This window comes from Nocardia rosealba (genome assembly GCF_020216065.1).
Taxonomy (GTDB): Bacteria; Actinomycetota; Actinomycetes; order Mycobacteriales; family Mycobacteriaceae; genus Nocardia; species Nocardia rosealba.
In genome coordinates this window covers 426,948-452,187 of the sequence record NZ_JAIWNA010000004.1, presented here as the reverse complement: position 1 = coordinate 452,187, position 25,240 = coordinate 426,948, and the positions used below count along the sequence as shown (strand labels likewise).

Below are 25,240 nucleotides of genomic sequence, written 5' to 3'. Positions count from 1 at the left end.
TCAGGCGCGTTCGGCCAGGATGCGTTCGGCTTCACCCGGGCCGCACTCGAAGGCGGCGCGCACGGCGGCCACCGCCTGTGCGTGTTCGCCCGCCGCGACGAGCCGGTCGATCTCGGCCCATTGCGCGGACGGCGCGGCCACCTCGGGGTCTAATCGGCGGTCGAGACGTTCCCACATGCGGGCGACCGTCGGGTCGTCGGCGAGCAATCCGCCGAGATGCGCTTTGAAGGTGGGGTGTTCGGTGCGGTACATGCCCATCCAGCTGGAGGCGGGTGGGCTCGCCTCGGCATTGGCCGTGCGGTCGGCGAGTTTGAGGATCACGGCGCGGGGGTGGGCGGTGATCTTGGTGTAGGCGTCGAGGTTTCGCGCCTTGCGGTCGGAACCCACGCCGGTGACCGCCCAGACGAGATCGAGAACCGCACGCCCGAAACGGGATTCGACCTCTTCGGCGGTGACCGGGGTGTCCTCGATGACGTCGTGGAGCCAGGCCGCCACCGCGAGATCGCCGCCGAAGTCGAAGTCGTCGAGCACGCCGCGCACGGCCGCGAGATGGGTGACGTACGGCCGCTCCCCATAACGCTGGTCACCGTGCGCCGCGACGGCGAATTCCCGTGCCTGCGCTTCGCGCTGATCGAACTCCATGCGACACCCCCGTGCTCGATTGCGATCCTGTTGCCCCGACCCTAGCCGAGGGCACCGACAAGTCGGGCCGATCAGCGCTGAGCGGTGCCGGGTTCGGGTTTCACACAGGTGAGAATGCCGGTCTGATAACGGCTCTGGGTGTAGCCGAGCTCGGTGAATCCGATGGCGGCCAGCTGCTCGCGGTAGCGGCGGATATCGACAGCGTCGAAGCCGCCGAACATCGGTGCGAGCAATCGGCGCATCCGTGGCGACGGTGAGGCATCGGCGAGCAGCAACCGACCACCGGGACGCAGCACACGCCACATCTGCGCCAGCGCCTCCACACGGTGTTGCTCCGGGATGTGATGCATGACGAAAGTGCTGGTCACCACATCGAATTCGGCATCGCCGAAAGGCAATCGCTGTGCGGGGCCCTGCTCGTAGCGGTGATGAGGGGTGTGATCGCGCCGCCGGTTGTCATCGATGGCGGCCGCCGACGGGTCGACACCGACAGCAGCACCGGTCGAGCCCGTCGCGATACCGAGAGCGCGGACGAGTTTCCCTGGGCCGCAGCCGATATCGAGCACACGATCACCGGTACGGACACCTGCGGCTGTGACGAGCTCGGTGAGTAGCGCGCGATGCCTGCCGAGGAAGAACACGCTGGTGAATACGTTGTAGCGGCGCAGGCCCGCGATGAGCAGGCCGTCGCCGTCGTCGACGAACATGGGAGTGAGAAGCTGATTTCCTGTCATGAGCCTATGGTCGGGCGAGGTCGTGGCCGCGGCCAGGCGCAAGATATGGCGATCTGTCCGTTTCCGCACAGATCCGGGAAATCCGTCCGGGAGGCACGATGTCCGAGCACACCGATCGCCGCGTCCGGCGCACCCGCGACGCCCTGCACCGCGCGCTGATCGAGCTGATGATCGAGCGTGGCTACGAGCGGGTGACGGTGAGCGACATCATCGAACGCGCCGACGTGGGCCGGTCCACCTTCTACGCCCACTATCGGGACAAGGACGACCTGCTGCTGGTGAGCTGCACCGAATTCCTGCGCCGCGAAATCGCGAACACCGCCGCCGGGGCCTCCCCGCTCGGCCGGCTGCGGGTGCTGTTCCAGCTCGCGGGCCGGTATCCCGAGGTGTACCGGCCGCTGGTCGGGCCCAAGGCGGCGACCACCGTGATCCATGCCTACCGGCGCGGATTGGCGGACCTGATCGCCGAACTGTTCGAAGAATGGCCGACGACCACTGTCGCCTTCGTGTCCTGGGGACTGCTCGGCCTCACCGCGGAGATCATCGACCCGGCCGATCCGCTGCCCGCCGCGCGGGCATGGCAGCAGTTCGAGAAGCTGGTGGTGAACGGGATCAGTAGCGGCGCAGATCCGGCCACGGCGGACGACGCAACAGGGCAAGCGCCAGGATCACGCCGGTGAGCAGACCGATCCACTCCCCCAGTTGGGCAATGCGATTGGCGTCGACCGCCGGTGACCAGTGCGCCCGGCCTTCGTGAATGACGAAGACACCGACGGGCCGCGCGGGCCTGCCGAAGCCGCCGCCGCGAGCGACGGTGATGACGGTGGCACCATCGGCCGTGTCGGTTGGCTCGCCGAAGACCGTCGGCGGTTCGGTGATCGCCTGTTCCAGTCGATCTCTGATCGTCATCCGGACCCCCGTTGGTGTCGATGCGGCAGTGCCGTCGAACATACGCGCACTGGCCGACAGGTCGCGTTCATTCGGGCTGTCATGATGGGAACTGCCGCGCCCGGCGCCCGTCCGGGACGAGAGGAGCCGCGCTGATGACCCCCGATCCGGTCCTGTCCACCGCCTGGTCGCGCTCGCTCGGGCTGCGGGTCCCGATCGTGAACGCGCCGATGGGCGGCGCGGCGGGGGGCCGGCTCGCGGCCGCAGTGTGCGAGTCGGGTGGACTCGGCATGATCGGGATGGGCAGTGCCGGATCGGCGCAGGCACTGCGCCGCGAACTGAGCGAGGCAGGCGGCGCCCCGGTGGGGATCGGACTGGTCGACTGGGTACGCACACGCGAAGCCGACCTGCTCGACACCGCTCTCGCCGCCCGGCCACGTGCACTGTCGATCAGTTTCGGAGCGGACTTCTCCTGGGTGCCCGAGGTACAAGCGGCGGGCATTCTCGCGATCACCCAGGTCTACGACGTGCCCGGCGCGCATCGAGCACAGGAGGCGGGCATCGACGTGATCGTCGCGCGCGGCAGCGAAGGCGGCGGGCACGGCGCCGACCGACTGGCGCTCATGCCGCTGCTCGACGCGGTCCTCGAGATCGCGAGCGTGCCGGTGCTCGCCGCAGGCGGCATCGGTTCCGGACGGACACTGGCCGCGGTTCTGGCCGCCGGGGCGTCGGGCGCGTGGCTCGGTACCTGTCTCGCCGCGGCCGAGGAGTCGCTGCTGGGTGAGAACGCGCGGCGGGCCATGCTCGCCGCCGACTCCACCAGCACCGTGGTGACCACCGAATTCGACGAGGCACTCGACCTGCCGTGGCCGCCGATCTATCCGGCGCGGGTGCTGCGCAACGAATTCACCGATCCGTGGACCAGAGCCGAAGGCGACGAGAACCCGCCCGGTGTCGACGATCTGCGTACCGCCATTGCCGCCGACGACCCACGGATCGCACCGGTCGACGCGGGGCAGGGCGTCGGGCTGGTCACGCATGTGGAACCGGTCGCCGAAACCATCGCGCGCCTTTGCGCTGAGGCCGCGGAGCTGCTCACGGCAGACTGATCCTTGCGAAAATATGTTGACCGGTCTAGTTTTGTCTCGTGGGCGCAAAAGGAGCCGAAACCCGGTGCAAACTGATCAGGACCACCCGGTCACTGATCGAATCACGCGGCTACTTCGGCACCGGCCTGAAGCAGATCGTCGAGGACAGCGGAGCGCCACGCGGGTCGCTGTATTTCCACTTCCCCGGCGGCAAGGACGAACTGATCTCGGCGGCACTCACCGACAGCGGCACCGAGATGGCGCAGCTGATCCGCGCGATCGAGGCGGCCGACGCGCGGGAATTCGCCCACACCATGCTCCGGCTGCTCGGCGACCAACTGGAGGCCTCCGACTGGACCATCGGCTGCCCGGTCGCGGCCGTGGCACTGGATACCGCGTCGACCAATGACGCTGTGCGACAGACCTGCTCGGACACCTACCGCCTGTGGGAGGACGCCATCCGGGAGCGGCTGACCGCGTTCGGCCACCCCGAGCCCGAACGCCTCGCCACGGCGTCGCTCGCCCTGATCGAGGGCGGACTGGTGCTGGCCAGAGCGCACCGCGATCGTCGACCCCTCGATCAACTGGCCGACACCATCGACCTCCTCGTCTGACCCCGCGGCGCCCGCAGCGGGGTTCTCTTATGACCACAAAATATGCCAATCGGTCTACTGAAAGTAGGACATCATGGTTCATACCGATTCGATCGTTTTCGGGGCTGCCGGATTCATCGGCCGCTCACTGGTCGCGGAACTACTGCGCACCGGGCACACCGTCACAGCCGCTGTGCGCGCCGGGAGTGAACACCGCCTGTCCACATGGCTGGCCGAACAGGGCGTGGACACCGCAGACCTGACGATCACCACCACCGATATCGCCGAACCCGATCTCGCACTGGGCGACTCGATCGAAGGGGTACGCGATGTGTACAACGCGGCCGCGTTGATGAAGTTCGGGCTCGACGCCGACGTGGCCCGTCGGGTCAATCTCGACGGTGCGCTGCACGTGCTGGAATGGGCAGCGCGACAGCCGGATCTGCGTCGTATCGTGCACATCACCGGCTACCGCGTGGAGGCCGGACACACCGACTACCGTTCCGGTGCCTACGAGGCCTCGAAGGTCGAAGCCGATGCTCTGCTGCGAAAAGTGGCTGCTCACAAGAACATTCCATTGACCTTCGCCAACCCGTCCAGCGTGGTCGGTCCGGGGCAGTACTTCGGGCCGGCCGACATGATCGACTTGCTGTGGCGTGGCAAGCTGCCCGTCCTGCCCGGGTCGGCCGACACGTTCATCCCGGTCGTCGACCTGGATTACCTCACCCGTTTCATCGTCGGCCTGCCCACCCTGCCCGACACAGCCGGACGTTCCTACCCGATCCTCGACGCCACGACGCCGAATCTTCCCGAGCTGATTCGACTCGTCGCCGACCACTTGCGTGTCCGCGCACCGCGCTTCACTGTCCCCGCCGAACTGTTGCGGCGATTGCCCCGGGCGCTCACGGGGACCGATCCCGAGACGCTGTCGTTTGTCAGCAGCGACCGATACGACACTTCCGCAGGCGACGAAGTCGCCGCACGGCTGGGAATCGAACAACCACCGGTGGGTGATCTACTGCGGGCCTACGCCGACCGGATCGTCGCCACTCGCAACGGAGCCGTCGAGGGGACGTCGGCTTCCGGTTTCCGAGCGGGAACGTGGCTCAGTGGTGCCCACACCGAGCCTGATTATGTGCTGCTGCACGGAATTCCGCTCGACAGCGATTCCTGGTCCGGTCTCGCCGACGCACTGGAAGGTTCTGTCCTCGCCGCGGATCTGCCGGGCCTCGGCCGCTCGGCCCCCTCGGGGATGTCGACCGCCGAGTGGATCGACGATCTCCTCGTGCCCGTACACAGCACACCTGTGCTCGTGGGCCACTCACTCGGCGCCGGCGCGGCTGTCGAATACGCCCTCCGCCACCCGGACCGGGTTTCGCGACTGGTGCTGATCGCACCCTGGTTCCTCCAGTCCCAGCTGCCGTGGATCACCGCTTCGCCCGTCGCTGCCGCTGTCGCGAAGCGGCTTCCGGCCGCGAAACTCGCAGCGCGCCTCGGTATTCCGAACGGTGCGGCGATCGAGTCGGCGGTCGCCGGCCTGCGGCGCAACGGAGTGGCACAGCGAACGTTCGCGATCATGCGGTCGGTACGCCAGGACCGATTCCGTGCCGACCTGGCCGCGAAACTCGCCGAGGTCCGGGTTCCGGTCGATATCGTCGTCGGTGCCGACGACCCGCTGACCCAACCGACCACCCACCGAGTCACCACCATCGCCAGTGCCGGGCACTACCCGCAGCTGACCCATCCCGACCAGGTCATCCGCGTGATCAAGGGCTCGGAAATGGCTGTCGCCCAGCGCCCTTAAGCAGGTAGTTCGACTCGCACGGCCGGATCGTTCAGCAGCGCCTGCCCGAGTTCGACGGTTTCGGCACCGCGCCACCGCGCATGCCAGGTCGGCACACCACCGGACAGGTTCAGCTCGCGGGCGGCGGTGAGCAACGGCAGTTCCACCCGCGCCGCCTCGACGGTGACGCGCGCATTGGTCGGCGTATGCGACCACACGTCGTCGACCACATCGGTGATGCGCGCGCCCAACCGGTGCCCGACAGCCAACCGCGCGTCCTGCCACAGCAGCCGGACCTGGGTTTCGGTGCGAACCGGGGCGATCCCCCGGCTCATCACCGTCGCGCGACCGTCGGGTGCGATGTCGTAGAGCTCGAGCGCGACCGTCGCCTCGGGCGGGCCGGACAACGTCAGGGACGCGGTGGGGCGGCCCGCCAGGTGCACCGGCTGGGTGACCGGATCCGAGATGGACCAGATCTCCCGGTCGGCACCGGGCAGCAGACCGCGATCGACGTAGGTTCCGGTGCGCAACTGGACCGTCGTGCGCCGCGTGTCGACCGGCGGCCACACGTCTTCGCTGCGCCACCCGCCGTCGAACTGGCCGACGGTGACCGGCGGGCCGGGCACCTCGACGTCGGCGCCGGCCACGTGCCGGTCCAGGAATGCGTACAGTTCGGCGGCGAAATGCGGTGTGCCGCACTTCTCCCGGCAATCGGAGTGGCCCCACTGTCCGAACCAGGCACGATGCTCGCCCGGGCCCCGCGCTTCCCAGGCCTCGATGACCCGGTCGGCGCGGGTATTGGCGTCGAGGAAGCCCTGACCGAGGAACAGCGGAGTGGTGTTGCCGCGCAGGTCCTCGACCATGTCGCGTTCCCGCCAGCCGGGGTCGGCACCGTTGTGGTTCATGGTGAGCCCGAGATAGCTGTCGGCGCAGGCCTGGGTCATCTGGACGGCGTTGGCCTTGTACTCGTCGCTGTCGGCCCAGTGTCCGGGGGTCGATGCGATGGCCAGGTGCTCGCCGCCTGCCATGTCGGCGGGGCGCACACCGTCTTCGGTCAGCGGTTTGCCACCGAACTTCCACGAGGTGCCCTGCATGTACAGGTACGAATACGGGTCGACGACCGGCGCGAACGCCGCGACCGCCGCGAGCCCCTTCGGCTTCTCGGCCAGCGCCATCATCCCGGTCCAGCCCTCGTAGGAGGTGCCGACCATGCCGACCCGGCCGGTCGACCACGGCCTGCTCGCCGCCCACTCGACCGCCGCGACCACATCCGAGCGCTCCCCCGGACCGCCGTAATCAGGGCAGCCGTTGGACCCGCCGAAGCCGCGCAAATCCACGATCACATAGGTGTATCCGGCGCGCAGCGCCCACTCGACCGGCAGATTCTCCGTCGACGGGCCACCACCCGGGCGCGGCACGCTCAGATACGCCAGGTGCGCACGGTACGGACTCGCCGTCAGCAGAACAGGGGTGCGGGCGTCAGCCGCCAACCCGGCGGGCCGCAACACATCCGCGTGCAACCGAGTGCCATCGGCAGCGGTGAAATACTCCTGCGTCCAGCTGAACTCGACCTCGATCGGTGGCTCATCCGCCGACACCGGCGTCGCCGCGACACCGAACATCAACGCCACGCCGACCACGGCCCGAGCCACCACAACACCCCATCGCACCCGAGCACTATGACCGCTACCGCCCACCCCGTCCAGCCCCGACATCCGGGGGCGCACAATCGACCGGTCACCGGCGGCGGACCACCACAGACGAAAGTCCCCTCCGACGGTGCCGGAGGGGACTTTCGAACTGCGTACCAGCTGCGAACCGAAGGGCCGATCAGGCCCGTTCGCACAGGTGAGATTTACACGTCGTAGTAGAGCTCGAACTCGTACGGGTGCGGACGCAGGTTCACCGGCGCGATTTCGTTGTCGCGCTTGAGCTGGATCCAGGTCTCGATCAGGTCCTCGGTGAAGACGTTGCCTTCGGTGAGGTAGTCGTGATCCTGCTCGAGGCGGTCGATGACCGTCGCGAGGCTGGTGGGGGCCTGCGGGATGTTCTTGGCCTCCTCGGGCGGCAGCTCGTAGAGGTCCTTGTCGACCGGAGCCAGCGGCTCGATCTTGTTCTTGATGCCGTCCAGGCCGGCCATCATCATGGCGGCGAAGGCCAGGTACGGGTTACCCGAGGAGTCGGGCGCGCGGAACTCGATGCGCTTGGCCTTCGGGTTGTTGCCCGTCACCGGGATACGCACGGCAGCCGAGCGGTTGCGCTGCGAGTACACCAGGTTGATGGGGGCCTCGTAGCCCGGCACCAGACGGTGGTAGGAGTTGACGGTCGGGTTGGTGAACGCCAGCAGCGACGGGGCGTGGTGCAGGATGCCGCCGATGTAGTGACGCGCCAGATCCGACAGGCCGCCGTAGCCGGCCTCGTCGTGGAACAGCGGCTTGCCGTCCTTCCACAGCGACTGGTGCACGTGCATGCCCGAGCCGTTGTCACCGAAGAGGGGCTTCGGCATGAAGGTGACAGACTTGCCTTCCTGCCACGCGGTGTTCTTCACGATGTACTTGAACAGCTGCAGGTCGTCCGCAGCGCCCAGCAGGGTGCCGAACTTGTAGTTGATCTCGGCCTGACCGGCGGTGCCGACCTCGTGGTGGCCGCGCTCGAGCTCGAAGCCCGCGTTCTGCAGGTTGGTCGAGATCTTGTCGCGCAGGTCGACGTAGTGGTCGTACGGGGCGACGGGGAAGTAACCGCCCTTGTTGCGGACCTTGTAGCCCAGGTTGCGGCTGCCGTCCGGGTTGAACTCCTTGCCGGTGTTCCACGAGCCCGAGATCGACTCGATCTCGTAGAACGAGCCGTTCATGCCCGAGCCGTAGCGGATGCCGTCGAAGATGTAGAACTCGGCCTCGGCACCGAAGTACGCGGTGTCGGCGATACCGGTCGAACGCAGGTACTCCTCCGCCTTGCGCGCGATGTTGCGCGGGTCGCGGGAGTAGGCCTCACGGGTGAACGGGTCGTGCACGAAGAAGTTCAGGTTGAGCGTCTTCGCGGCACGGAACGGGTCGATCCGGGCGGTGCTGAAGTCGGGGAGCAGGAGCATGTCCGACTCGTCGATCGACTGGAAGCCACGCACCGAGGAACCGTCGAACGCGAGACCCTCTTCGGCCAGGTCGGCGGTGAACGCCTTGGCCGGGATCGAGAAGTGCTGCTGGACGCCGGGAAGGTCCGAGAAACGGATATCGACGTACTCGATGTCCTGTTCCTTGATGTACTGGATGACCTCTTCGGCCGTGCTGAACGTCACTTGTTCTCCTTACGGATCGGTTCCCAGCCCGTCACGATGCGTGGGTTCGTCGCGACCTGACGTTATGGACGCGGTGTTTCCCTACAGTCAAGGCTGTGTTTCGCCAGTGTTACGCGCATGCCGGGCGACGGTGATGTCTGCCATCCGGGCGCGACCTGCACGCCCAATCCTGCCATCTCCACCCGCGCGCGCTCACGTGACCTCCGTCAATGCGGTCGGGAGCGGGTGCTGACCCGGCTCTATCCTGGAACTCATGGCGCGCATCACCGGCACATGGCTCTCGGGCAATCCCACCGAAGGCGACGACGAGACCTCGGGTTACCCCGGCGAGCTCTACGGGTTGCCTCGCGAGGGCGCGGGGTCGCTTGCCCCGACGTGGCGGCGGGTGGTCGCGCTGTTCGTCGACTGGTTCATCGCGGTGGGCATCGCGGCCGTCATCACCGGCAGTTTCGCGTCGTCGTCGGTGCCGCTGCTGGTGTGGTTCGTGATCGGTGTGCTCGCGGTGACGCTGTTCGGGTTCACCCCCGGCCAGTACTTCCTGCGGATGCGGGTGGCGCGCATCGATGCGCCCGTGCCGGTCGGGTTCGTGCGGGCGCTGGCCCGGCAGGTGCTGGTGTTCTTCGTGGTGCCCGCGCTGTTCACCGATGCCGACGGTCGCGGCATGCACGACCAGGCCACCGGCACCGCCCTGGTCAACGCCCGCTGATCGAGCGCGAGGCGTGCGGCGCGGCCATACGATCAGGCCGTGTCACTGAATCCGGCCCTGCTGGCCGTACGTTTTCTCCTCGAACTGATCGCCATCACCTCGTTCGGAGTGTTCGGCTGGCGTGCCTTCGACTCCCCGTGGCGATATCTGCTCGTCGTGGTGCTGCCGGTCGCGGCGGCTGTGCTGTGGGGCACGCTCGCGGTCCCCGACGACCCGAGCCGCAGCGGTGACGCGCCGGTTGCCGTCCCCGGTCCGGTGCGGCTCGGCGTCGAGCTCGCTGCGCTCTTCGGCGGGGCCGCGGCGCTGTGGGCAGCGGCGCTGCCCCGGCTGGCGCTGATCTCGGCGGCTGTTCTCGTCGGCTATCACCTGTTGGCCTACGACCGTGTCCTGTGGCTGCTGACCGGCCGCACGCCCCAGGCCTGAAAAAGCGGCGAGCCCGTCACCTTGCACGGTGACGGGCTCGCGACGGGGTGGATCAGCGGCGACGGATGGCGCGCTGCATGCCCTTCATCTTCGCGCCGGGGGGCATCGGGCCCTTGGGCATCGCGGGACCGCCGCTGCGGGAGCTGAGGGCCGAGAGCCTGCCCTCGATCTGGTCGATCCGCTTGACGTCGATATTGCGCGGCAGCTTGGTGAGGAACTTCTGCAGATCCTTGAGCGGGGTCTGTCCTTCCTCGTTGCCGACGATCACCTCGTAGATGGGGGTGTCACCGATGAGGCGCCCGGTGCGCTTCTTCTCCTGCGCGATGAGCGACTTGACCCGTTGCGGCGAACCCTCGGCGACGAAGATGACGCCCGGCAGACCGATCACGCGGTGCACCGCGTCGAGCTGGGTGGTCGCGGCCACGCCGTTGGCGACCCGCCACTTGCCCTGCAAGTTCTCCAGCACCCACGCCGCCGCACCCGCCTGGCCTTCGGCCTTGCGGTAGACGTTCTTCTGCACGCGCCGCCCGAAGATGATGAAGGCGAACAGCACACCGAGCAGCAGACCGAGCGGCAGCAGGAACCACTGCATGTCGAAGATCAGGCCGATGACGAAGAACACCACCGTCGTGGCCACGAGTGCGCCGATCATCAGCGGCAGCAGCGCCTTGTCTTCCTTGCGCTGCATGTTGAACGCCTGCCACAACTGCTGACGACGTTCGCGTGATGCCTGCTTACGGGCCGCTTTAGCCGCGGCCTTGGCTTCCTTCGACGGCTTGCCGCCCTTGCCTCCTGCCATGGTGTTCAGCTTAGATGCACCGTCGCGCGCCGGTCGGACCGCATGACACTCGCGACGATTCGCCGCACTTTCGGCCGCGTGTCCGGCGAGAATGGCGCAGGTGCGCCCGATCACCGACAACAGTGCCCACTCCCCCGTCACCGACGGTGCCGACGACGAGGTGGCCGAACGGCTGGCCGCGGCCCTGCGCTGCGCGACGGTCTCGACCGACGATCCCGCCCGCAGCGCCGACGCCGAATTCGCCCGCCTGGCCGAGCACCTCGAGGCCGCATTCCCGCTGACCCACGCCGAACTCGAGCTCACCCTGTTCGGCCGCAGCAGGCTCTACCGCTGGCCGGGCGTCGAGGAGGGTGTGTCGGCGATTCTGCTGGCCCATCAGGATGTGGTCCCGGCCGACGACCCACAACGCTGGACCCATCCGCCGTTCGCCGGTGTGGTCGACGGCGAGTTCATCTGGGGCCGGGGCGCGATCGACGACAAGAGCCGGGTGCTCGCCGTTCTCGAGGCCGTCGAGTGGGCGTTGCGGAACGGCATCCGGCCGAGCCGCACGGTCTACCTGGCCTTCGGCCACGACGAGGAGGTGTTCGGTGACGGCGGCGCGGTGCGCATGGCCGAGCACCTGCGCGATCTCGGCGTGCACGCGGATCTGCTGCTCGACGAGGGCGGTGTCATCACCGACGGCGTCGCCGACGGAGTGGACCGCCCGGTGGCCAGCATCATGCTCGGCGAGAAGGGCTACGCGACGGTGCGGCTCTCGGTGACCGAGACCGGTGGGCACTCCTCGATGCCCGGGCGCCAGACCGCGGTGGGCCGGTTGGCTCGCGCGGTGGCCCGGGTGCAGGACCGGCCGATGCCGTTGCGGCTGACGCCGGTGATCGCCGACATGCTCGCCCGGATGCGCGTGGCCCTGCCCGGGCCACGCCGCAAGCTGCTCGGGCTCACCGATTCCGAGGTGCTGTCGCGGCTCGCGGCACCGCTGCTCACCCGGATCATGGCCCTGGCTCCCAGCACGGAAGCGCTCGTGCGCACGACGACGGCACCCACGGTGATCGCGGGTGGGGTGAAGGCCAATGTGCTGCCGCAGAGCGCGGAGGCGCTGGTGAATTTCCGTATCCTGCCCGGTGATTCGGTGTCGTCGGTGCTTGCGCACTGCCGCCGGGTGATCGGTGACGACGGCGTGACGGTCGAGCTCGTCGGCCCCACGTCGGAACCGTCGCAGGTCAGCGGCGCCGGACCCGCCTACGACGTCATCGCCGACATCGCCACCGATTTGGTGCCGGGCATCGTGACGACGACCGGCCTGGTGCCCGGTGCGACCGATTCCCGCCACTACGACGATTTGGTCGAAACGCGCTGCAACTTCGCGCCGATTGTGCTCGACGCCAAAGACCTGGAACGTATCCACGGAACCGACGAGCGGATCTCACGGCTCAACTACGCTCGGCTGATCGAATTCAATCGGCGTCTGATCCAGTGGCTCGCGTCGAGCGACGCTCCCGAGCAGGCCACGACCGGCCGGACAGCGCCCGAGCCGACAGGAACGCAGCAATGACAACCGAGACCGGTGACTTCGCGGGCAACGGCGGGCGGATCGCCTGGCGCGCATGGCGACCCGAGACACCTCGCGCGGTGGTGACGCTCGTGCACGGCGTGGCCGAACACTCCGGCCGTTACGAATACCTCGGCGCCGCGCTGGCCGAGGCCGGGTTCGCGGTGTACGCCCTCGACCATGTCGGGCACGGGCAGTCGGGCGGTCGTCGCGCCAACATCGATTCGATGGACGCCGCCGCCGACAATGTGGCGAGCCTGCTCGACCTCGCGAGCGCCGCCAACCCTGGGCTGCCGCGATTTGTGCTCGGGCATTCGATGGGCGCTCTCGTCGTGCTGCACCTGGCTACCCGCGCGCCCCTCGACGTGACCGGCGTGGTGGTATCGGCGCCGCCGCTCGACATCCCGCTCGGCAACCCGGTGCAGCGGGCCGCCGCGCCACTACTCACCCGGCTCGCCCCGAATCTCGGTGTGCTGAAACTGGATTCGTCACAGATCAGCCGCGATCCCGACGTGGTTCGCGCCTACGACGACGACCCGCTGGTGTTCCGCGGCAAGCTGCCCGCCCGCACCGCCGTGGAAATCCTGCGTCACACCGACCTGGTGAAACAACGCCTCGGCTCGCTCACCGCACCGCTGCTCGTACTGCACGGCACCGGCGACGCGATCGCCGCGCCGTCGAGCTCCGACGTACTCGAACGCGACGCGGGCTCGGCCGACAAGACCGTGCGCCGCTACGCGGGCTACTACCACGAGGTCTTCAACGAACCCGAGCGCGACGAGGTGATCGGCGACGTCGTCGACTGGCTCACGACCCATATTACCGACAAGTAACTTGTCGGCTAGTAGACTCCGACCATGGGAAACACCACTCCGGGCGCCGTCGCCTTCATCCGTGCCAGCTGGCACAGCTCCATCGTCACCAAGGCACACGAGGGTTTCCTCGCCGAGTACGCCGGTCTGGGCTTCGACCCGGCGGTGGTCGAGGTGTTCGACGTGCCGGGTGCCTTCGAGATCCCGTTGCACGCCAAGCGCCTGGCCGCCACCGGTCGCTACGAGGCCGTCGTCGCGGCCGCCCTTGTCGTCGACGGCGGCATCTACCGCCACGACTTCGTCGCCTCGGCGGTCATCGACGGACTGATGCGGGTGCAGCTCGACACCGACGTGCCGGTGTTCTCGGTGGTGCTCACCCCGCATCACTTCCACGAGCACAGCGAGCACGTGGACTACTACACCAACCACTTCGTGACGAAGGGAGCCGAGGCTGCCCGCGCGGTGGCGAACACCCTCAGCTCCCTCCGATCGCTGCCGGTTTCCTGACCTACTGGAACTGAGTCCAGCAGGCCTGCTCGCCCTGCAGGACGCCGGTGCGGAAGGCCTCGAGGCGCTGATATCCGCTCGGCACCACCTTGCCGTCGACGTCGCCGGCGGCGAGGCCGTCGGCGAGCAGGCCGGAGACCGCTTCGTCGAGGTCACCCGCCGACAGTCGCGGATCACTGCCCGGCTCACTGAGTTTCGTGGTGAGCGCACCCGACAGGCAGGCCGTGCGAAGGCCGGCGGTGGCCGCGCCGGTCAGCGAGACCTTCCGATCCTGTTGCAGCGCAACGGCGTAGCGGGAAACGAACACCACGGCGGCGTTGTAGTCGCCGGTGACGACCGCCGACAGCGGCTCCTCCTTACCGCTCGCGCCTTCCCCTGCCCGCTTGGCCATGGCGGGCACGTCGGTGCCGATGGTGTTGGACGACGGGCAGTACGAGACCGGTTCGGTCGTGGTCGTTTTCGCGCAGTTGCGGGTGACGCCGCTGTAGTCGAACTTCGGCACGTTCTGCACCGGCATCGACTTGCCGAGCTGGGTGGCGAGCGTGCTGAGCGTTTCCTGGTTCACCGGCAACTGCTTGTCGCGCTCGTCCTCCTCGAAGGTGACCGGCAGTCCCTCGCGGCGCTTGGCGATCTCGTCCTTGTCGATGGCCTTGCACGCCTTGGCGCCGTCGGTGTAACCCATCTGCACCGCGGTGACCCGCTCGAACGCCGAACCGTGGATGGCGTCGGGATCGTTGGGGTCGCGGTCGCGCACGGCGACGGTCGCGCCGAGGACCCCGTTGAGGCCGTCGGTGGTGTTGAGGGTGAAGTGCTTCGAATTGCCTTCGGCCACATGGCGGAGGAACACACCGGCCAGGCAGTCGGCCTGCTGTTCCTTCACCAGGCCGTCCATCAGGAAGCCGCGCAGCAGGTCTGCCTGGGCCTGGATGGCGTGCCCGTACTCGTGGGCCAGCACCATCACCACCGACATCTCTTTGTACTTGTCGACCAGCAGCGGCAACAGCACCTCACGGTCCCAGCCGATGGTGTGGTTGAGCGGGCAGTAGGCCGCGTTGACCAGCTTGTAGGTACTGCCGAAGCAGAACTCCACCGACTCGGCCTCCGAGGCACGCGCCGACCACGAGATGTACTTCGAGGCGGGCTTGAAGTCGCCGCGGAAAGTCTTGGGATACTCCCCCTGCCAGTACTCTTCGATGTCGGCGATCGCGTTCATCGCGAGCTTGTCGATGGCACCGTTGTCGGTGTTCTCGGCCTTCTTGTCGGTGTCGGGCACACCCGGGCGTGGGCCGCTCGGCCCCTCGCTCGAGGTCGCGCCCGCCACCTCCCACGGGTTGTCCTGCGTAGGTACCGCCTGGTCGCCGGCGACGGTGTTCACCGTCGAGCAACCGGTGACCAGCACCCCCACGCTCATCAGTGCCGCGGCCACGGCCACGCCGAACCGATGTCTTCTCATACGCTGTCCTCCCCGGAAAATGACGCGGACACGAAGCCTCCGCTGTCGAGCGCTCACATGGTAATCCAGAAGTGTCAGCGGTCCATTCGGAGCGTGGCGAGCACAGCGCGGTGGTCGGTACCCGGAAGGGTCAGTGTGCGAACGTCTTCGGCGACGCCACCGGCGACCAACACGTAGTCGATACCGAGCAGCGGACCCCAGCGGCGGTCGGCGGGGTAAGTGAGCAGGATGCCGTCGCCGGTCTGGTCGGCGGCCGAGGCGAACGGGCCGTCGAGCAGTGCCCGGTAGGCCGAATGATTCTGGGTCGCATTGAAATCCGCGCCGACGATCGCGGGCGCGCTGGTGGCGGCGAGGATCTCGTCGACCCGGCGCATCTCGTTCGACCACGCCACGAAGTCGAGGTTCGGCGGCATCGGATGGAAGGCGAACACCGAGATCGGGCCGCGCTGCGGGTGTTCCATGGTCGCACCCAGGTTGCTCATCACGAATCCGTCGAATTTCCGGGTGTCACGCAAGGGATAGCGGCTGTAGATTCCGGTGCCGCCGCCGCCCGCGTGGGCCGCTTCGAGGTAGAAGTGCGGAAGTTGCTCCTCCAGCCCGGCCGCGCGCAGCGCCGTGATCGCGTCGAAGGTCAGTTCCTCGACGGTGAGTAGGTCGACGTCGTTGTCGCGCACCGTCGAGACCACCGCGTTCGGGTCGGCCTTGCCGAAGAGGATGTTCGACTGCAGCACAACCACTTCCGGCCCGTCGGCGGCGCGCGCCTCAGGAACGTAGGACGGCACGACCAGCGCGCCCGCCCCCACCAGCACCGCGGCCCCCACGGCGGCACTGCGCCACCCGCGCGCGAGCAGCAGCAACACCACCCCCACCACGGCGCCGAGCATCAGCCACATCGCCCCCGAAGCCAGCAAGACCAAAGATTTCTGCTGCCAGTTCCCGACGTGCAACACGATCCCGGCCACCGCCGCGATCATTGCGCCCCACCCCAGGACGAGCAGTGCTCGATCCATCCATTCACGCATCATGCGAGCAGCCTAAGCGGGTACGCATCGGGCCTCGCTGTGGTGCCTCTGAGGATTCTCTGAGGGGCATACACTGGCCGCCGAGAAGGAGGTGGCCGTGTACATCGAACAATTCAGTGCCGCCGGGCAGCTCACCGAGCAGGCCGTCGAGAACCTGATGACCGTCGCGACGAGCCGCACCCCCGCGATCACCATGACCATCGGTACCCGGACCGTGCAGCTGCCGGTCCTGCCCGTCTGCTGGCCGGAACTCGACGTGCGCGCGGGCACCCCGATCACCGTGGAAACGGCCGACCCCGATGCCCTGCGCGAATTCGTCACGACCTTCCAGCGCGTGACCGGCGCACCGGACTAGAGCGGCATGCCCGCTTCGATCCAGTTGTAGGCCTGGATCTTTCGCGACGCCGGATCGTTGACGACCTGGTTGATGAGGTCGTTGATCTGATCGGTCGAGAGCGGATAACCGTAGTGTTCGGCCGCGCCCGCCGAGGCCCAGAGCGAAGCGAACAGGCCCGGCCCGCCCAGGATATGGGTGAGCGCGTTGGCCACCTCGTCGACGGTATCGATGACGCCGTGCACCAGGGCGATCGCGATGTCCTCGTCACCGGGGACCGCACCGGGCGCCAGGGCACCGGACTGGACCGCCCGCTCGGCGAGCCACTCACGCGGGATCAGCGGGTTGGGGCCGATGGCGTCGCCGAGGTAGTAGCGCCATTCCCCGGGGTTGCCCTGGTCGAAGGCGTGGATGTAGAAGGTGCGGGTGAGCGCCCACAGCGCGATGTAGCGCAACGCGACCTGTTCGGGACTGAGTTCCACCACCTCGGGACCGCTCGCCCGGTCCTGCTCGAGCAGCGCCCACGAGTAGGTGAACCAGACCAGTTCGGAGTTGCCGACCCAGGTGGCGGGCAGCCGTTCGGCCAGCGCGGCCACATCGGCGGCGGGACCGTCGAAGCCGGGAGCGCCGGACGCCTCGGCACGCAGGTTCTCCACGTAGCCGCGCAGGGCGTCGACGGAGGTGAACACCGCGTAACCCAGCTGGGAGAAGCGGGTGAGGTCGGCATCGGCCGGTTCGAGCAGCAGCACCACGGGCATCCCGACACCGGGCTGCAGACCCTCGGGCCAGAACGCCTCCGCCACCGCGAGTTCGCGGCCGGTGATGGGGTCGGAGACCTCGCTGTCGAGCAGCGGGAAACCGAAGCCGTCGGCGACGAGGTCCTCCACGAGGGCGTTCACCTGGTCGACGGCCGGGTCGCCGACCGTGACACCGGCGACGCCGACCGTCAGCAGCGTCGGCCGGTGCAGGTTACCCGTGCGCAGCTTCTCCAGGAACGTATCGGCCGCCCGCGAGAGCTGCATGCGCCGCGCGCGCAGGAATTCGCGATAGTTCTCCACGCGCCAGAGGTTGGGGTCGGTGGGAATCCACTGCGAGGCGAGGACGCCCGGGTTGCGCCGCTCCATCTCCGCGAAGTAGTCGGCCGGTTCACGCTCGCCCACTTCGGCTTCCGAGCCGGGACTCAAGAAGCAGAAGTTGGCGATCGCATTGATCTCGTTGCGTTCGTAGCCGTATTCGCGCAGCAGGGTTTTGGGGAACAGGTAGTGCACCTGCACCGGGGTGCGGTCGCCGAACTGTTCGATGCCGAGTTCGGTTCCGGTGCCGAGATCGCGCGAACCGTCCACGCGGGTGAGCAGGTACAGCAGCGGATAGAAACGCGAACCGCGGGTGGCGCCGGCGAAGTCGTCGGCACACAGGTCGAGCGAGCCGCCGCGCAGGCGTTCCAGGGAGGCGATCAGCGCGTCGATACCACCGCGTTCGAGGGTGTCGTAGTCCTGCTGCAGGAAAGTCTCGGTCGACCCGCTGAAGCGGCCCCACAGCGCCGAATGGATGTACCAGTACAGCACCCGGTCGCGGTGCAGGTCGTTGTCGAACTGCCCGCCGTTGAGGAACAGCAGCCGGGTGATGACCGGAATCGCGTAGCGGCCCATGAGGACTCGGTCGTGGTCGAGGCCGAGCCTGCCCGCGACGGTGTCGAGGAAGGTGTCGACCTGACGCGCCGACTCGCTCAGCGCCAGCTCGAATTCGGCGGGTTCGAGGTCGCCGAGCGCGTCGAAATGGGAGCGCCCGTTGCCGACCGCGATCACATTGCGCAGCAGCCAGTCGAGGGTGAAGGTGTAGCCGTCCTTGTCCCAGCGGATCAGGTGATCGCGCAGGTTGCCGCGCGCCTGCGGCCACTGGGCGCACAGGGTGGCCAGCGCCAGGTCGCCCTTGGAGAGTTTGGTGCCGCCGGAGTTCACCCGGTTGAAGATGTCGACCACCTCGTCGACCGTGCGATCCGAGCCGGTGATGGTCTCGACATTGAACTCGCGGTGGGTGATCTCGCGCAGCTTGTTCAACCGGTCCAGGTACAGCGCCAGCGTTTCCGGCGACTCGTCGGGGAACCTGGACATGTAGTGCATCGGGCCGAGCGCGAACAGTTCGGTGACATCGATCCACGCCGGACTGATGTCACGACCTGGCACCTGGAACTCGAAAAGCTCACGCTCGACATCGAAATGGAGGCCGGTGAACGCGACGGCGTCGCCCTCGAAGAACGACGGCGCCTTCCCGCGCACGATGCCGTAGAGGGTGGTGATGCGCTGCTGGCCGTCGAGCAGCAGCTGCCGCAGGCCCGAGCCGGCGGCCGTGCCGCGCACCGCGATGTCGTCGGATCCTGTCTCCCACACCAGCAAGCCACCGACCGGGTAACCCAGGTACAGCGACCGCATGAGCCCACGCACCTGATCGCGGTTCCACACGTACCCGCGCTGGAACTCCGGCAGCAGCACGGCCCCGGAATCGATCTGGTCGAGCAGGGTGGACAGACGTGTCACGACAGCCTTTCGATCGCGTTCCTCCTAGCGGCGAACCGCCCCATCGTCGCACGGATCGTACCGACAGGCTCCGACATCCCAGCGCCCGAACAGGACTGGCGGGTCGAGTGCCGCGCTACCCGGTCCCGGCCACCGCGGCACGGAACTCCGCCGAGGCGTAGAACGGTGCGAGCCTGCGTCGCAACAGTGCGTCGAGATAGCCGCGTTCGTCGAGCTTTTCGAGCACCGACGGGCCGAAACGCAGTGCCTCCTCCATGATGTCGGCGCGGCTCACGCCGAGCTCGGCCAGGAGTTCGGTGAGCGCGGTGTCGCCGTACTTGTCGAAGACGTGGTCGATGCCCTCGTCGAGCAGGGCGTGGAAGTAGTCGGTGTCGCGGAAGGAGCGCCAGAATTCGAAGGCGAGCACGACGATGTCCTCGACGTCGTCGGCCGAGACCACCTCACGGAAGGTGCCGACCGAATCGCCGACGTGCTTGCGCCAGGTCTCGCGGGCGGTGTCGATGAGCACCTCGTCGGCGTCGTTGCTGTTGCCGCGCAACACGAATCGCGCACCGGTGCGGGTGATGCGCCCGACGCCGTTCTCGATCACGGGCATCGCCGGTTCGGCCAGCCGCGACAGCGCACCACGTAGCGAGGCGGCCAGCCCGCCGCCCTCCACATGGCGCCCGTCGTCGACCGCGGTCACCACCGCGCGCTGCACGGCCTCCACGCAGGCGTCGACGGTGACGGGACTGTTCAGCACCATGCGCAGGACCCGGTGCGTCACCTCCATGCCCGCGATCGCGTCGACGAGGTCGTCGAAGTGGCGGGTGTCGACGACCTCGCCGACCTCGATCTCGTCGTTGACGCGATGGTTGTACAACCGCGCGGCCACCTCACCGACGAGTTCGGGGATGGCGCCCTCGACGGGGAACTGCACCGCGTACTTGTGCGCGACGGCCTTGATCTGCTCGCGGGTGACGGCCTCGGCCAGGGTGAGCACGTCGGCCTCGGCGAGCGCGCCGTCCACCTCCTCGGTGATCAGTTCGAGAAAACCCGCGGGATCGCGCAGCCGCTGCTTCTCGAAGGCCACGTGTGCGTCGAGTACCCGCATGGCGAGGTCGATGTCCATGGTGCCCAGATTGGCACACTTCGCGGCGGTGGGTGAGGGAGGCCGAAGGATGACCGAAACCGCGTGCGACACGCCCGGGGATTTCCGCAGACTCCGCCCATACGGTGGTGTGATGCAGTCGGATGCGCGGTTTGCTGACGAGTGTGGCATACTTGGACGCTGAGACTGGGCTGATCGCAAGTGATCGCCGTGGCTCACCTACGGAAAAGACTTTTAAAAACATGACTCAAGGCACTGTTAAGTGGTTCAACGGCGAAAAGGGCTTCGGCTTCATCGCCCAAGACGGAGGCGGCCCCGACGTCTTCGTGCATTACTCGGCCATCGGCGGCTCGGGCTTCAAGTCGCTCGAAGAGGGCCAGCGCGTGGAGTTCGAGGTCGGTCAGGGCCAGAAGGGCCCCCAGGCTCAGGACGTCCGCGCCATCTGATTTCGGCGTGATGCTGTAGAAAGGCCCCGCACCACTGGTGCGGGGCCTTTCTCATGTCCTCATACCCCGAAGACCCGCTCGACGACGGCCCTGGCCCGGCGCGTGATGCGCAGGTAGTTGTCGAGGAATTCACTGCCGTCGTCGTTGGGCCAGCCGGCCACGCGCGCCACCGCCGACAGCAGTCGGCCTGGACCGGGCAGCTGATCGGTCGGCTTGCCCTTCACCAGTACGAGCGCGTTGCGGGCCGCCGTAGCCGTGAGCCACGATTCCCGCAGCAGTGCAACGTCTTCCGGCTCGAGGATGCCCTCGGCTTCGATCACGTCGAGCGACTGCAGTGTCGAGGTGTTGTGCAGGCCGGGCACCTCGTGGGCGTGCCGCAGCTGCAGTAGTTGCACCGTCCACTCGATATCGGCCAGGCCACCGCGACCGAGTTTGGTGTGGGTGGCGGGGTTGGCGCCGCGCGGCAGCCGCTCGGAATCCACGCGCGCCTTGATACGGCGGATCTCGCGCACCGCCTCGGGCGACACCCCGCCTGCCGGGTAGCGCACCGGATCGATGACGTGCAGGAACCGCACACCCAGGTCCTGATCCCCCGCCACCTGGTGTGCACGCAGCAGCGCCTGCACCTCCCACGACTGAGCCCACTGGGCGTAGTAGGCCTGATAGGCCGCGAGCGTGCGAACCAGGGCGCCCTGACGCCCCTCGGGGCGCAAGCCCGCATCGACCTGCAGCGGCGGGTCGACACTGGGGGCACCGAGCAGCCGCTGCACGTTCTCCGCGACATTGGTCGCCCACTTCACCGCGGTCGTCTCGTCTTCGCCGGGGCGGGGATCGCATACGAACAGCACGTCGGCGTCGGAACCGTAGCCGAGTTCCTTACCGCCGAGCCTGCCCATGCCGATCACCGCGATGTCGGCGGGCGCGGGGGCGCCACGCTCGGCTTCCGAGGCCCGGATGACAGCGCTGAGCGCCGCCTCGAGCACGGCCACCCAGACCGACGACAGCGCCGCGCACACCTGCGGCACGTCGAGCATGCCGAGCAGGTCGGCCGAGGAGACCCTGGCCAGTTCGTGCCTGCGCAGCGAACGAGCCGCCGCCACAGCGCGTTTCGGGTCGTCGTAGCGGGCGGCGGCGGTCTGGATGCCGCGCGCCACGTCCTCGGGTTGCGGTCCGAGCAGCTGTGGCCCGCCGGGGCCGTCGGCGTACATGCGGATGGTCTCGGGGGCGTTGATGAGCAGATCGGGTAGGTACTCCGAGGAGCCGAGCACGATCATCAACCGCTGGGCGATGGCGCCCTCGTCGCGCAGTTCGCGCAGGAACCAGATCTGGTCGTCGAGCCCCTCCGACACCCGGCGGTACGCGAGCAGGCCCGCGTCGGGATTCGGTGTGTCACCGAGCCATTCGAGCAGTGTCGGCAGCAGCAGCGCCTGGATCCGGCCCTTGCGCGACACTCCACCGGTGAGCGCCTTGAGGTGCCCGAGCGCGTTCTCCGGGGCGGCGTAACCGAGGGCGGCGAGCTGGCGCACGGCGGCGTCGGGGCTCAGGCGAAGGGCGTCGGAATCCATCCGGGCCACCGCGTCGAGCAGCGGCCGGTAGAAGAGTTTGGCGTGCAGGCGGCGCACCCGCACCGCGTTGCGGCGGATCTCGGTGTCGAGCACGCCGACCGCGTCCTGACGGCCGTCGGGCCGGATGTGGGCGGCGCGCGCCAGCCAGCGCATGCCTTCCTCGTCGTCGGCGGCGGGCAGGGTGTGTGTTCGTTTCAGCCGCTGCAGTTGCAGGCGGTGCTCGAGCAGGCGGAGGAATTCGTAGGAGGCGGTGAGGTTGGCGGCGTCGTCGCGGCCGACGTACCCGCCCGCCGCGAGCGCGGTGAGCGCCTCGACGGTATTGGTGACGTGCAGCGAGTCGTCGACCCGCCCGTGCACCAATTGCAGTAGCTGCACGGCGAATTCGACATCTCGCAGGCTGCCCGCGCCGAGTTTGAGTTCACGTTCGCGCAGGTCGGCGGGCACCAGGTCTTCCACCCGGCGGCGCATGGCCTGCACGTCGGCGACGAAGTCGGGGCGTTCGGAGGCGGCCCACACCATCGGCATGAGTGCGTCGCGGTACTGCTGTCCGAGTTCGAGATCGCCGGTCATCGGCCGGTTCTTCAGCAGGGCCTGGAACTCCCAGGTGCGGGCCCAGCGCTTGTAGTAGGCCAGGTGCGAATCGAGGGTGCGCACCAGTGCACCGGCCTTGCCCTCGGGGCGAAGCGCGGCGTCGACCTCGAAGAAGGCCGAACTCGCGACGCTCATCATCTCGGCGGCCAAGCGCGTGGCGGTGGTGTCGGCGGGCTCGGCGACGAAGACCACGTCCACATCGCTGACGTAATTCAGTTCGCGCGCACCGCATTTGCCCATCGCGATCACCGCGAGGCGCACCGGAACCTCGCCGTTCTTGCAGACCCGCGCCACCGACACCGACAGGGCGGCGGTGAGCGCGGCGTCGGCCAGATCCGACAGGTGCCTGCCGACCACCTGATACGGCGGCACCGGTTCGTTCTCGACGGTGGAGGCCAGGTCGATCGCGGCGAGGAGCATGAGCTGATCGCGATACCGGTCGCGCAGCAACGCGATCGACTCGGGACCGGAGATACCGGCCCGGAACAGCATGGGGCCCGCGTTGGGGCCGGTCTCGGGTTTCGCGTCGACGGCGTCGAGCAGGTCGGCGATCAGTTCGTCGCGATCCGGAAGCCGACTGGCGCGCAGCACTTTCCAGCGCTGCGGTACGGCAACGAGGTGATCGCCGAACGCCGTCGAGGAACCGAGCAGCGCGAACAGCCTGCCGCGCAGCGTCGTTTCCGAGCGGATCGCCGAATCGAGTTCACCCCACTCGTTTCCGAGCGCTTCGCGCAACCGCACGAGCGTGGACAGAGCCAGATCGGCGTCGGGCGAACGTGACAGCGCCCAGAGCACGGGCACGCCGTCGACATTGTCCCAGCCGAGCTGGTGCAGGGAGTCCGCCGCGGTGGGTTCGAGTAACCCGAGCCGACCTACGCCGGGAACAGTGGAGCGGGCAGTCGGTGGCCGAACCATGCGTCAAAACTTACATGGTCCGGGCTACAACGACGTCACGCCGGATCGCCGAGAACCCGCGGCGCCAGCCGCCATGTCACAGGCTGAGGTATTCCTTGAGCTCCCAGGGGGTGACCTGGCTCCGATAGTCGGCCCATTCGCGGCGCTTGTTGCGCAGGAAGAAGTCGAACACGTGCTCGCCGAGGGTCTCGGCGACCAGCTCCGAGCGCTCCATCGCCTGCAGTGCCTCGTCGAGGGTGCCCGGCAGCGAGCGGAAGCCCATCGCGCGGCGCTCGGCGTCGGTCAGCGACCACACGTCGTCCTCTGCCTCGGGCGGCAGGTTGTAGCCCTTCTCGATGCCGCGCAGGCCGGCCGCGAGCAGCACCGCGAAGGTGAGGTAGGGGTTGCAGGCCGAATCGGGGCTGCGGATCTCGACGCGCCGCGACGACGACTTGTTCGGCGTGTACATCGGCACGCGGACCAGCGCCGAGCGGTTCGAACGGCCCCAGGACGCGGCCGTGGGAGCCTCGCCGCCGTGGATGAGGCGCTTGTAGGAGTTGACCCACTGGTTGGTGATCGCGCTGATCTCCGGGGCGTGCTCGAGGATGCCCGCGATGAACGAGCGAGCGGTGCTCGACAGGTTGTTCGGGTCGTCCGGGTCGGCGAAGGCGTTGGACTCGCCCTCGAACAGGCTCATGTGGGTGTGCATGGCCGAACCGGGGTACTGGGAGAACGGCTTGGGCATGAACGTCGCGCGCACACCCTCGTCGATCGCCACCTCCTTGATGAGGTAGCGGAAGGTCATCACGTTGTCGGCCATGGATAGCGCGTCGGCGTAGCGTAGGTCGATTTCCTGCTGACCGGGCGCGCCCTCGTGGTGGCTGAACTCCACCGAGATGCCCATCGACTCGAGCGCGTCGATGGCGTGGCGGCGGAAGTTGGGGGCCGAGTCGTGCACCGCCTGGTCGAAGAAGCCGCCGTTGTCGGCGGGCATCGGCTGGTAGCCGTCCTTGAGCTGGTTCTCCAGCAGGAAGAACTCGATCTCGGGGTGCACGTAGCAGCTGAAGCCCACGTCGGCGGCCTTGTTCAGCTGACGGCGCAGCACGTGGCGCGGATCGGCCCACGACGGCGAACCGTCGGGCATGGTGATGTCGCAGAACATGCGCGCCGAATGCTGGTGGCCCTTGGAGCTGGCCCAGGGCAGCACCTGGAAGGTCGACGGATCGGGCCGCGCGACCATGTCCGCCTCGGACACGCGCGCGAAGCCTTCGATGGCCGACCCGTCGAAGCCGATGCCCTCCTCGAAGGCGCCTTCGAGCTCGGCGGGGGCGATGGCGACGGACTTGAGGTAGCCCAGCACATCGGTGAACCAGAGACGTACGAAGCGGATGTCCCGCTCTTCGAGCGTCCGCAGCACGAATTCCTTCTGGCGATCCATACGGCGAGCGTAGGCACCCGGCGTTAAATCCGTGTTACATACGCCGACTCGTTTGCT

General features: G+C 68.0%; 23 protein-coding genes. 11 read left to right on the top strand and 12 right to left on the bottom strand.

Features of this window, described 5'->3' with window-relative positions:
• A complete protein-coding gene (locus tag LDL21_RS19000) occupies positions 1-642 on the bottom strand; it encodes an HD domain-containing protein (RefSeq protein WP_225281169.1) in 642 nt (213 codons plus the stop codon).
• Positions 643-713: 71 nt separating this feature from the next.
• A complete protein-coding gene (locus LDL21_RS18995) occupies positions 714-1,376 on the bottom strand; it encodes a class I SAM-dependent methyltransferase (RefSeq protein WP_225281168.1) in 663 nt (220 codons plus the stop codon).
• A 98-nt stretch (positions 1,377-1,474) separates the two neighbouring features.
• Between LDL21_RS18995 and LDL21_RS18990 the strand changes: the two genes are divergently transcribed.
• On the top strand, positions 1,475-2,056 hold the full coding sequence (locus LDL21_RS18990) for a TetR/AcrR family transcriptional regulator (RefSeq protein WP_225281167.1): 582 nt from the start codon (positions 1,475-1,477) through the stop codon (positions 2,054-2,056).
• Here LDL21_RS18990 and LDL21_RS18985 read toward each other — a convergent pair.
• Positions 1,989-2,285 carry a hypothetical protein gene (locus tag LDL21_RS18985; RefSeq protein ID WP_225281166.1) on the bottom strand — a complete coding sequence of 99 codons (297 nt, stop codon included), beginning with the start codon at positions 2,283-2,285 and terminating at the stop codon, positions 1,989-1,991. The genes LDL21_RS18990 and LDL21_RS18985 overlap by 68 nt on opposite strands.
• 134 nt (positions 2,286-2,419) lie before the next feature.
• On the opposite strand from LDL21_RS18985, the gene LDL21_RS18980 reads away from it, so the two are divergent.
• The 3 genes from LDL21_RS18980 (at position 2,420) to LDL21_RS18970 (ending at position 5,749) form a co-directional block, all read left to right on the top strand.
• A complete protein-coding gene (locus tag LDL21_RS18980) occupies positions 2,420-3,373 on the top strand; it encodes an NAD(P)H-dependent flavin oxidoreductase (protein ID WP_225281165.1) in 954 nt (317 codons plus the stop codon).
• 38 nt (positions 3,374-3,411) lie between these two features.
• Positions 3,412-3,966, top strand: a complete 555-nt coding sequence (locus LDL21_RS18975; protein WP_225281164.1) for a TetR/AcrR family transcriptional regulator — start codon at positions 3,412-3,414, stop codon at positions 3,964-3,966.
• A 73-nt stretch (positions 3,967-4,039) separates the two neighbouring features.
• Positions 4,040-5,749, top strand: coding sequence for an alpha/beta fold hydrolase (locus LDL21_RS18970; protein WP_225281163.1), 1,710 nt, complete (start codon positions 4,040-4,042; stop codon positions 5,747-5,749).
• Here the strand turns inward: LDL21_RS18970 and LDL21_RS18965 are convergent.
• Positions 5,746-7,398, bottom strand: coding sequence for a CocE/NonD family hydrolase (locus LDL21_RS18965; RefSeq protein ID WP_225281162.1), 1,653 nt, complete (start codon positions 7,396-7,398; stop codon positions 5,746-5,748). The two genes, LDL21_RS18970 and LDL21_RS18965, sit on opposite strands and share 4 nt — an antisense overlap.
• 185 nt (positions 7,399-7,583) lie before the next feature.
• Positions 7,584-9,020, bottom strand: a complete 1,437-nt coding sequence (gene glnA / locus LDL21_RS18960; protein WP_067487357.1) for a type I glutamate--ammonia ligase — start codon at positions 9,018-9,020, stop codon at positions 7,584-7,586.
• A 253-nt stretch (positions 9,021-9,273) separates the two neighbouring features.
• Here glnA (LDL21_RS18960) and LDL21_RS18955 point away from each other — a divergent pair, with 253 nt between their 5' ends.
• Complete coding sequence (locus LDL21_RS18955) at positions 9,274-9,726, top strand: RDD family protein (RefSeq protein ID WP_181697951.1); 453 nt, start codon at positions 9,274-9,276, stop codon at positions 9,724-9,726.
• 39 nt (positions 9,727-9,765) lie between these two features.
• A complete protein-coding gene (locus LDL21_RS18950) occupies positions 9,766-10,149 on the top strand; it encodes a DUF2568 domain-containing protein (protein WP_225281161.1) in 384 nt (127 codons plus the stop codon).
• Between the two features lie 52 nt (positions 10,150-10,201).
• Here LDL21_RS18950 and LDL21_RS18945 read toward each other — a convergent pair whose 3' ends face one another.
• Complete coding sequence (locus tag LDL21_RS18945; RefSeq protein ID WP_067487348.1) at positions 10,202-10,948, bottom strand: DUF4191 domain-containing protein; 747 nt, start codon at positions 10,946-10,948, stop codon at positions 10,202-10,204.
• A 100-nt stretch (positions 10,949-11,048) separates the two neighbouring features.
• On the opposite strand from LDL21_RS18945, the gene LDL21_RS18940 reads away from it, so the two are divergent.
• Genes LDL21_RS18940 through LDL21_RS18930 form a run of 3 tightly spaced genes read left to right on the top strand, consistent with a single transcriptional unit; the run spans position 11,049 to position 13,816 of the window.
• Positions 11,049-12,500, top strand: a complete 1,452-nt coding sequence (locus tag LDL21_RS18940; RefSeq protein ID WP_225281160.1) for a M20/M25/M40 family metallo-hydrolase — start codon at positions 11,049-11,051, stop codon at positions 12,498-12,500.
• Positions 12,497-13,330: an alpha/beta hydrolase gene (locus LDL21_RS18935; protein WP_225281159.1), complete on the top strand. Its 834-nt coding sequence runs from the start codon at positions 12,497-12,499 to the stop codon at positions 13,328-13,330. Before LDL21_RS18940 ends, LDL21_RS18935 begins: the two co-directional genes overlap by 4 nt.
• Before the next feature lie 24 nt (positions 13,331-13,354).
• The gene (locus tag LDL21_RS18930) at positions 13,355-13,816 is read left to right on the top strand and encodes a 6,7-dimethyl-8-ribityllumazine synthase (protein ID WP_181697955.1); all 462 of its coding nucleotides are present in this window, start codon (positions 13,355-13,357) and stop codon (positions 13,814-13,816) included.
• A 1-nt stretch (position 13,817) separates the two neighbouring features.
• On the opposite strand, the gene LDL21_RS18925 is transcribed toward LDL21_RS18930, so the two are convergent.
• Positions 13,818-15,269, bottom strand: coding sequence for a neutral zinc metallopeptidase (locus LDL21_RS18925; RefSeq protein WP_225281158.1), 1,452 nt, complete (start codon positions 15,267-15,269; stop codon positions 13,818-13,820).
• 74 nt (positions 15,270-15,343) lie between these two features.
• The gene (locus LDL21_RS18920) at positions 15,344-16,294 is read right to left on the bottom strand and encodes an endonuclease/exonuclease/phosphatase family protein (RefSeq protein ID WP_225281157.1); all 951 of its coding nucleotides are present in this window, start codon (positions 16,292-16,294) and stop codon (positions 15,344-15,346) included.
• 94 nt (positions 16,295-16,388) lie between these two features.
• Between LDL21_RS18920 and LDL21_RS18915 the strand changes: the two genes are divergently transcribed.
• Entirely contained in the window at positions 16,389-16,646 is a 258-nt protein-coding gene (locus LDL21_RS18915; protein ID WP_225281156.1) for a hypothetical protein, read from the top strand.
• Here the strand turns inward: LDL21_RS18915 and LDL21_RS18910 are convergent.
• Complete coding sequence (locus tag LDL21_RS18910) at positions 16,643-19,159, bottom strand: GmrSD restriction endonuclease domain-containing protein (RefSeq protein ID WP_225281155.1); 2,517 nt, start codon at positions 19,157-19,159, stop codon at positions 16,643-16,645. The genes LDL21_RS18915 and LDL21_RS18910 overlap by 4 nt on opposite strands.
• A gap of 115 nt (positions 19,160-19,274) precedes the next feature.
• Positions 19,275-20,270 (bottom strand): hypothetical protein, encoded by a 996-nt coding sequence (locus LDL21_RS18905; RefSeq protein WP_181697960.1) that lies wholly within the window; start codon positions 20,268-20,270, stop codon positions 19,275-19,277.
• Between the two features lie 221 nt (positions 20,271-20,491).
• Between LDL21_RS18905 and LDL21_RS18900 the strand changes: the two genes are divergently transcribed.
• Complete coding sequence (locus LDL21_RS18900) at positions 20,492-20,695, top strand: cold-shock protein (RefSeq protein WP_056821080.1); 204 nt, start codon at positions 20,492-20,494, stop codon at positions 20,693-20,695.
• A 59-nt stretch (positions 20,696-20,754) separates the two neighbouring features.
• On the opposite strand, the gene LDL21_RS18895 is transcribed toward LDL21_RS18900, so the two are convergent.
• Positions 20,755-23,766 carry a bifunctional [glutamine synthetase] adenylyltransferase/[glutamine synthetase]-adenylyl-L-tyrosine phosphorylase gene (locus LDL21_RS18895; RefSeq protein ID WP_225281154.1) on the bottom strand — a complete coding sequence of 1,004 codons (3,012 nt, stop codon included), beginning with the start codon at positions 23,764-23,766 and terminating at the stop codon, positions 20,755-20,757.
• A gap of 76 nt (positions 23,767-23,842) precedes the next feature.
• On the bottom strand, positions 23,843-25,183 hold the full coding sequence (gene glnA, locus LDL21_RS18890) for a type I glutamate--ammonia ligase (RefSeq protein ID WP_067487327.1): 1,341 nt from the start codon (positions 25,181-25,183) through the stop codon (positions 23,843-23,845).
• Positions 25,184-25,240 lie beyond the last annotated feature (57 nt).

Coding starts and splice junctions, on each gene's coding strand:
- LDL21_RS19000 (WP_225281169.1), bottom strand. CDS start 642: ATGGAGTTCGATCAGCGCGAAGCGCAGGCACGGGAATTCGCCGTCGCG.
- LDL21_RS18995 (WP_225281168.1), bottom strand. CDS start 1,376: ATGACAGGAAATCAGCTTCTCACTCCCATGTTCGTCGACGACGGCGAC.
- LDL21_RS18990 (WP_225281167.1), top strand. CDS start 1,475: ATGTCCGAGCACACCGATCGCCGCGTCCGGCGCACCCGCGACGCCCTG.
- LDL21_RS18985 (WP_225281166.1), bottom strand. CDS start 2,285: ATGACGATCAGAGATCGACTGGAACAGGCGATCACCGAACCGCCGACG.
- LDL21_RS18980 (WP_225281165.1), top strand. CDS start 2,420: ATGACCCCCGATCCGGTCCTGTCCACCGCCTGGTCGCGCTCGCTCGGG.
- LDL21_RS18970 (WP_225281163.1), top strand. CDS start 4,040: ATGGTTCATACCGATTCGATCGTTTTCGGGGCTGCCGGATTCATCGGC.
- LDL21_RS18955 (WP_181697951.1), top strand. CDS start 9,274: ATGGCGCGCATCACCGGCACATGGCTCTCGGGCAATCCCACCGAAGGC.
- LDL21_RS18945 (WP_067487348.1), bottom strand. CDS start 10,948: ATGGCAGGAGGCAAGGGCGGCAAGCCGTCGAAGGAAGCCAAGGCCGCG.
- LDL21_RS18935 (WP_225281159.1), top strand. CDS start 12,497: ATGACAACCGAGACCGGTGACTTCGCGGGCAACGGCGGGCGGATCGCC.
- LDL21_RS18930 (WP_181697955.1), top strand. CDS start 13,355: ATGGGAAACACCACTCCGGGCGCCGTCGCCTTCATCCGTGCCAGCTGG.
- LDL21_RS18925 (WP_225281158.1), bottom strand. CDS start 15,269: ATGAGAAGACATCGGTTCGGCGTGGCCGTGGCCGCGGCACTGATGAGC.
- LDL21_RS18920 (WP_225281157.1), bottom strand. CDS start 16,294: ATGATGCGTGAATGGATGGATCGAGCACTGCTCGTCCTGGGGTGGGGC.
- LDL21_RS18905 (WP_181697960.1), bottom strand. CDS start 20,270: ATGGACATCGACCTCGCCATGCGGGTACTCGACGCACACGTGGCCTTC.
- LDL21_RS18900 (WP_056821080.1), top strand. CDS start 20,492: ATGACTCAAGGCACTGTTAAGTGGTTCAACGGCGAAAAGGGCTTCGGC.
- LDL21_RS18895 (WP_225281154.1), bottom strand. CDS start 23,766: ATGGTTCGGCCACCGACTGCCCGCTCCACTGTTCCCGGCGTAGGTCGG.
- glnA (WP_067487327.1), bottom strand. CDS start 25,183: ATGGATCGCCAGAAGGAATTCGTGCTGCGGACGCTCGAAGAGCGGGAC.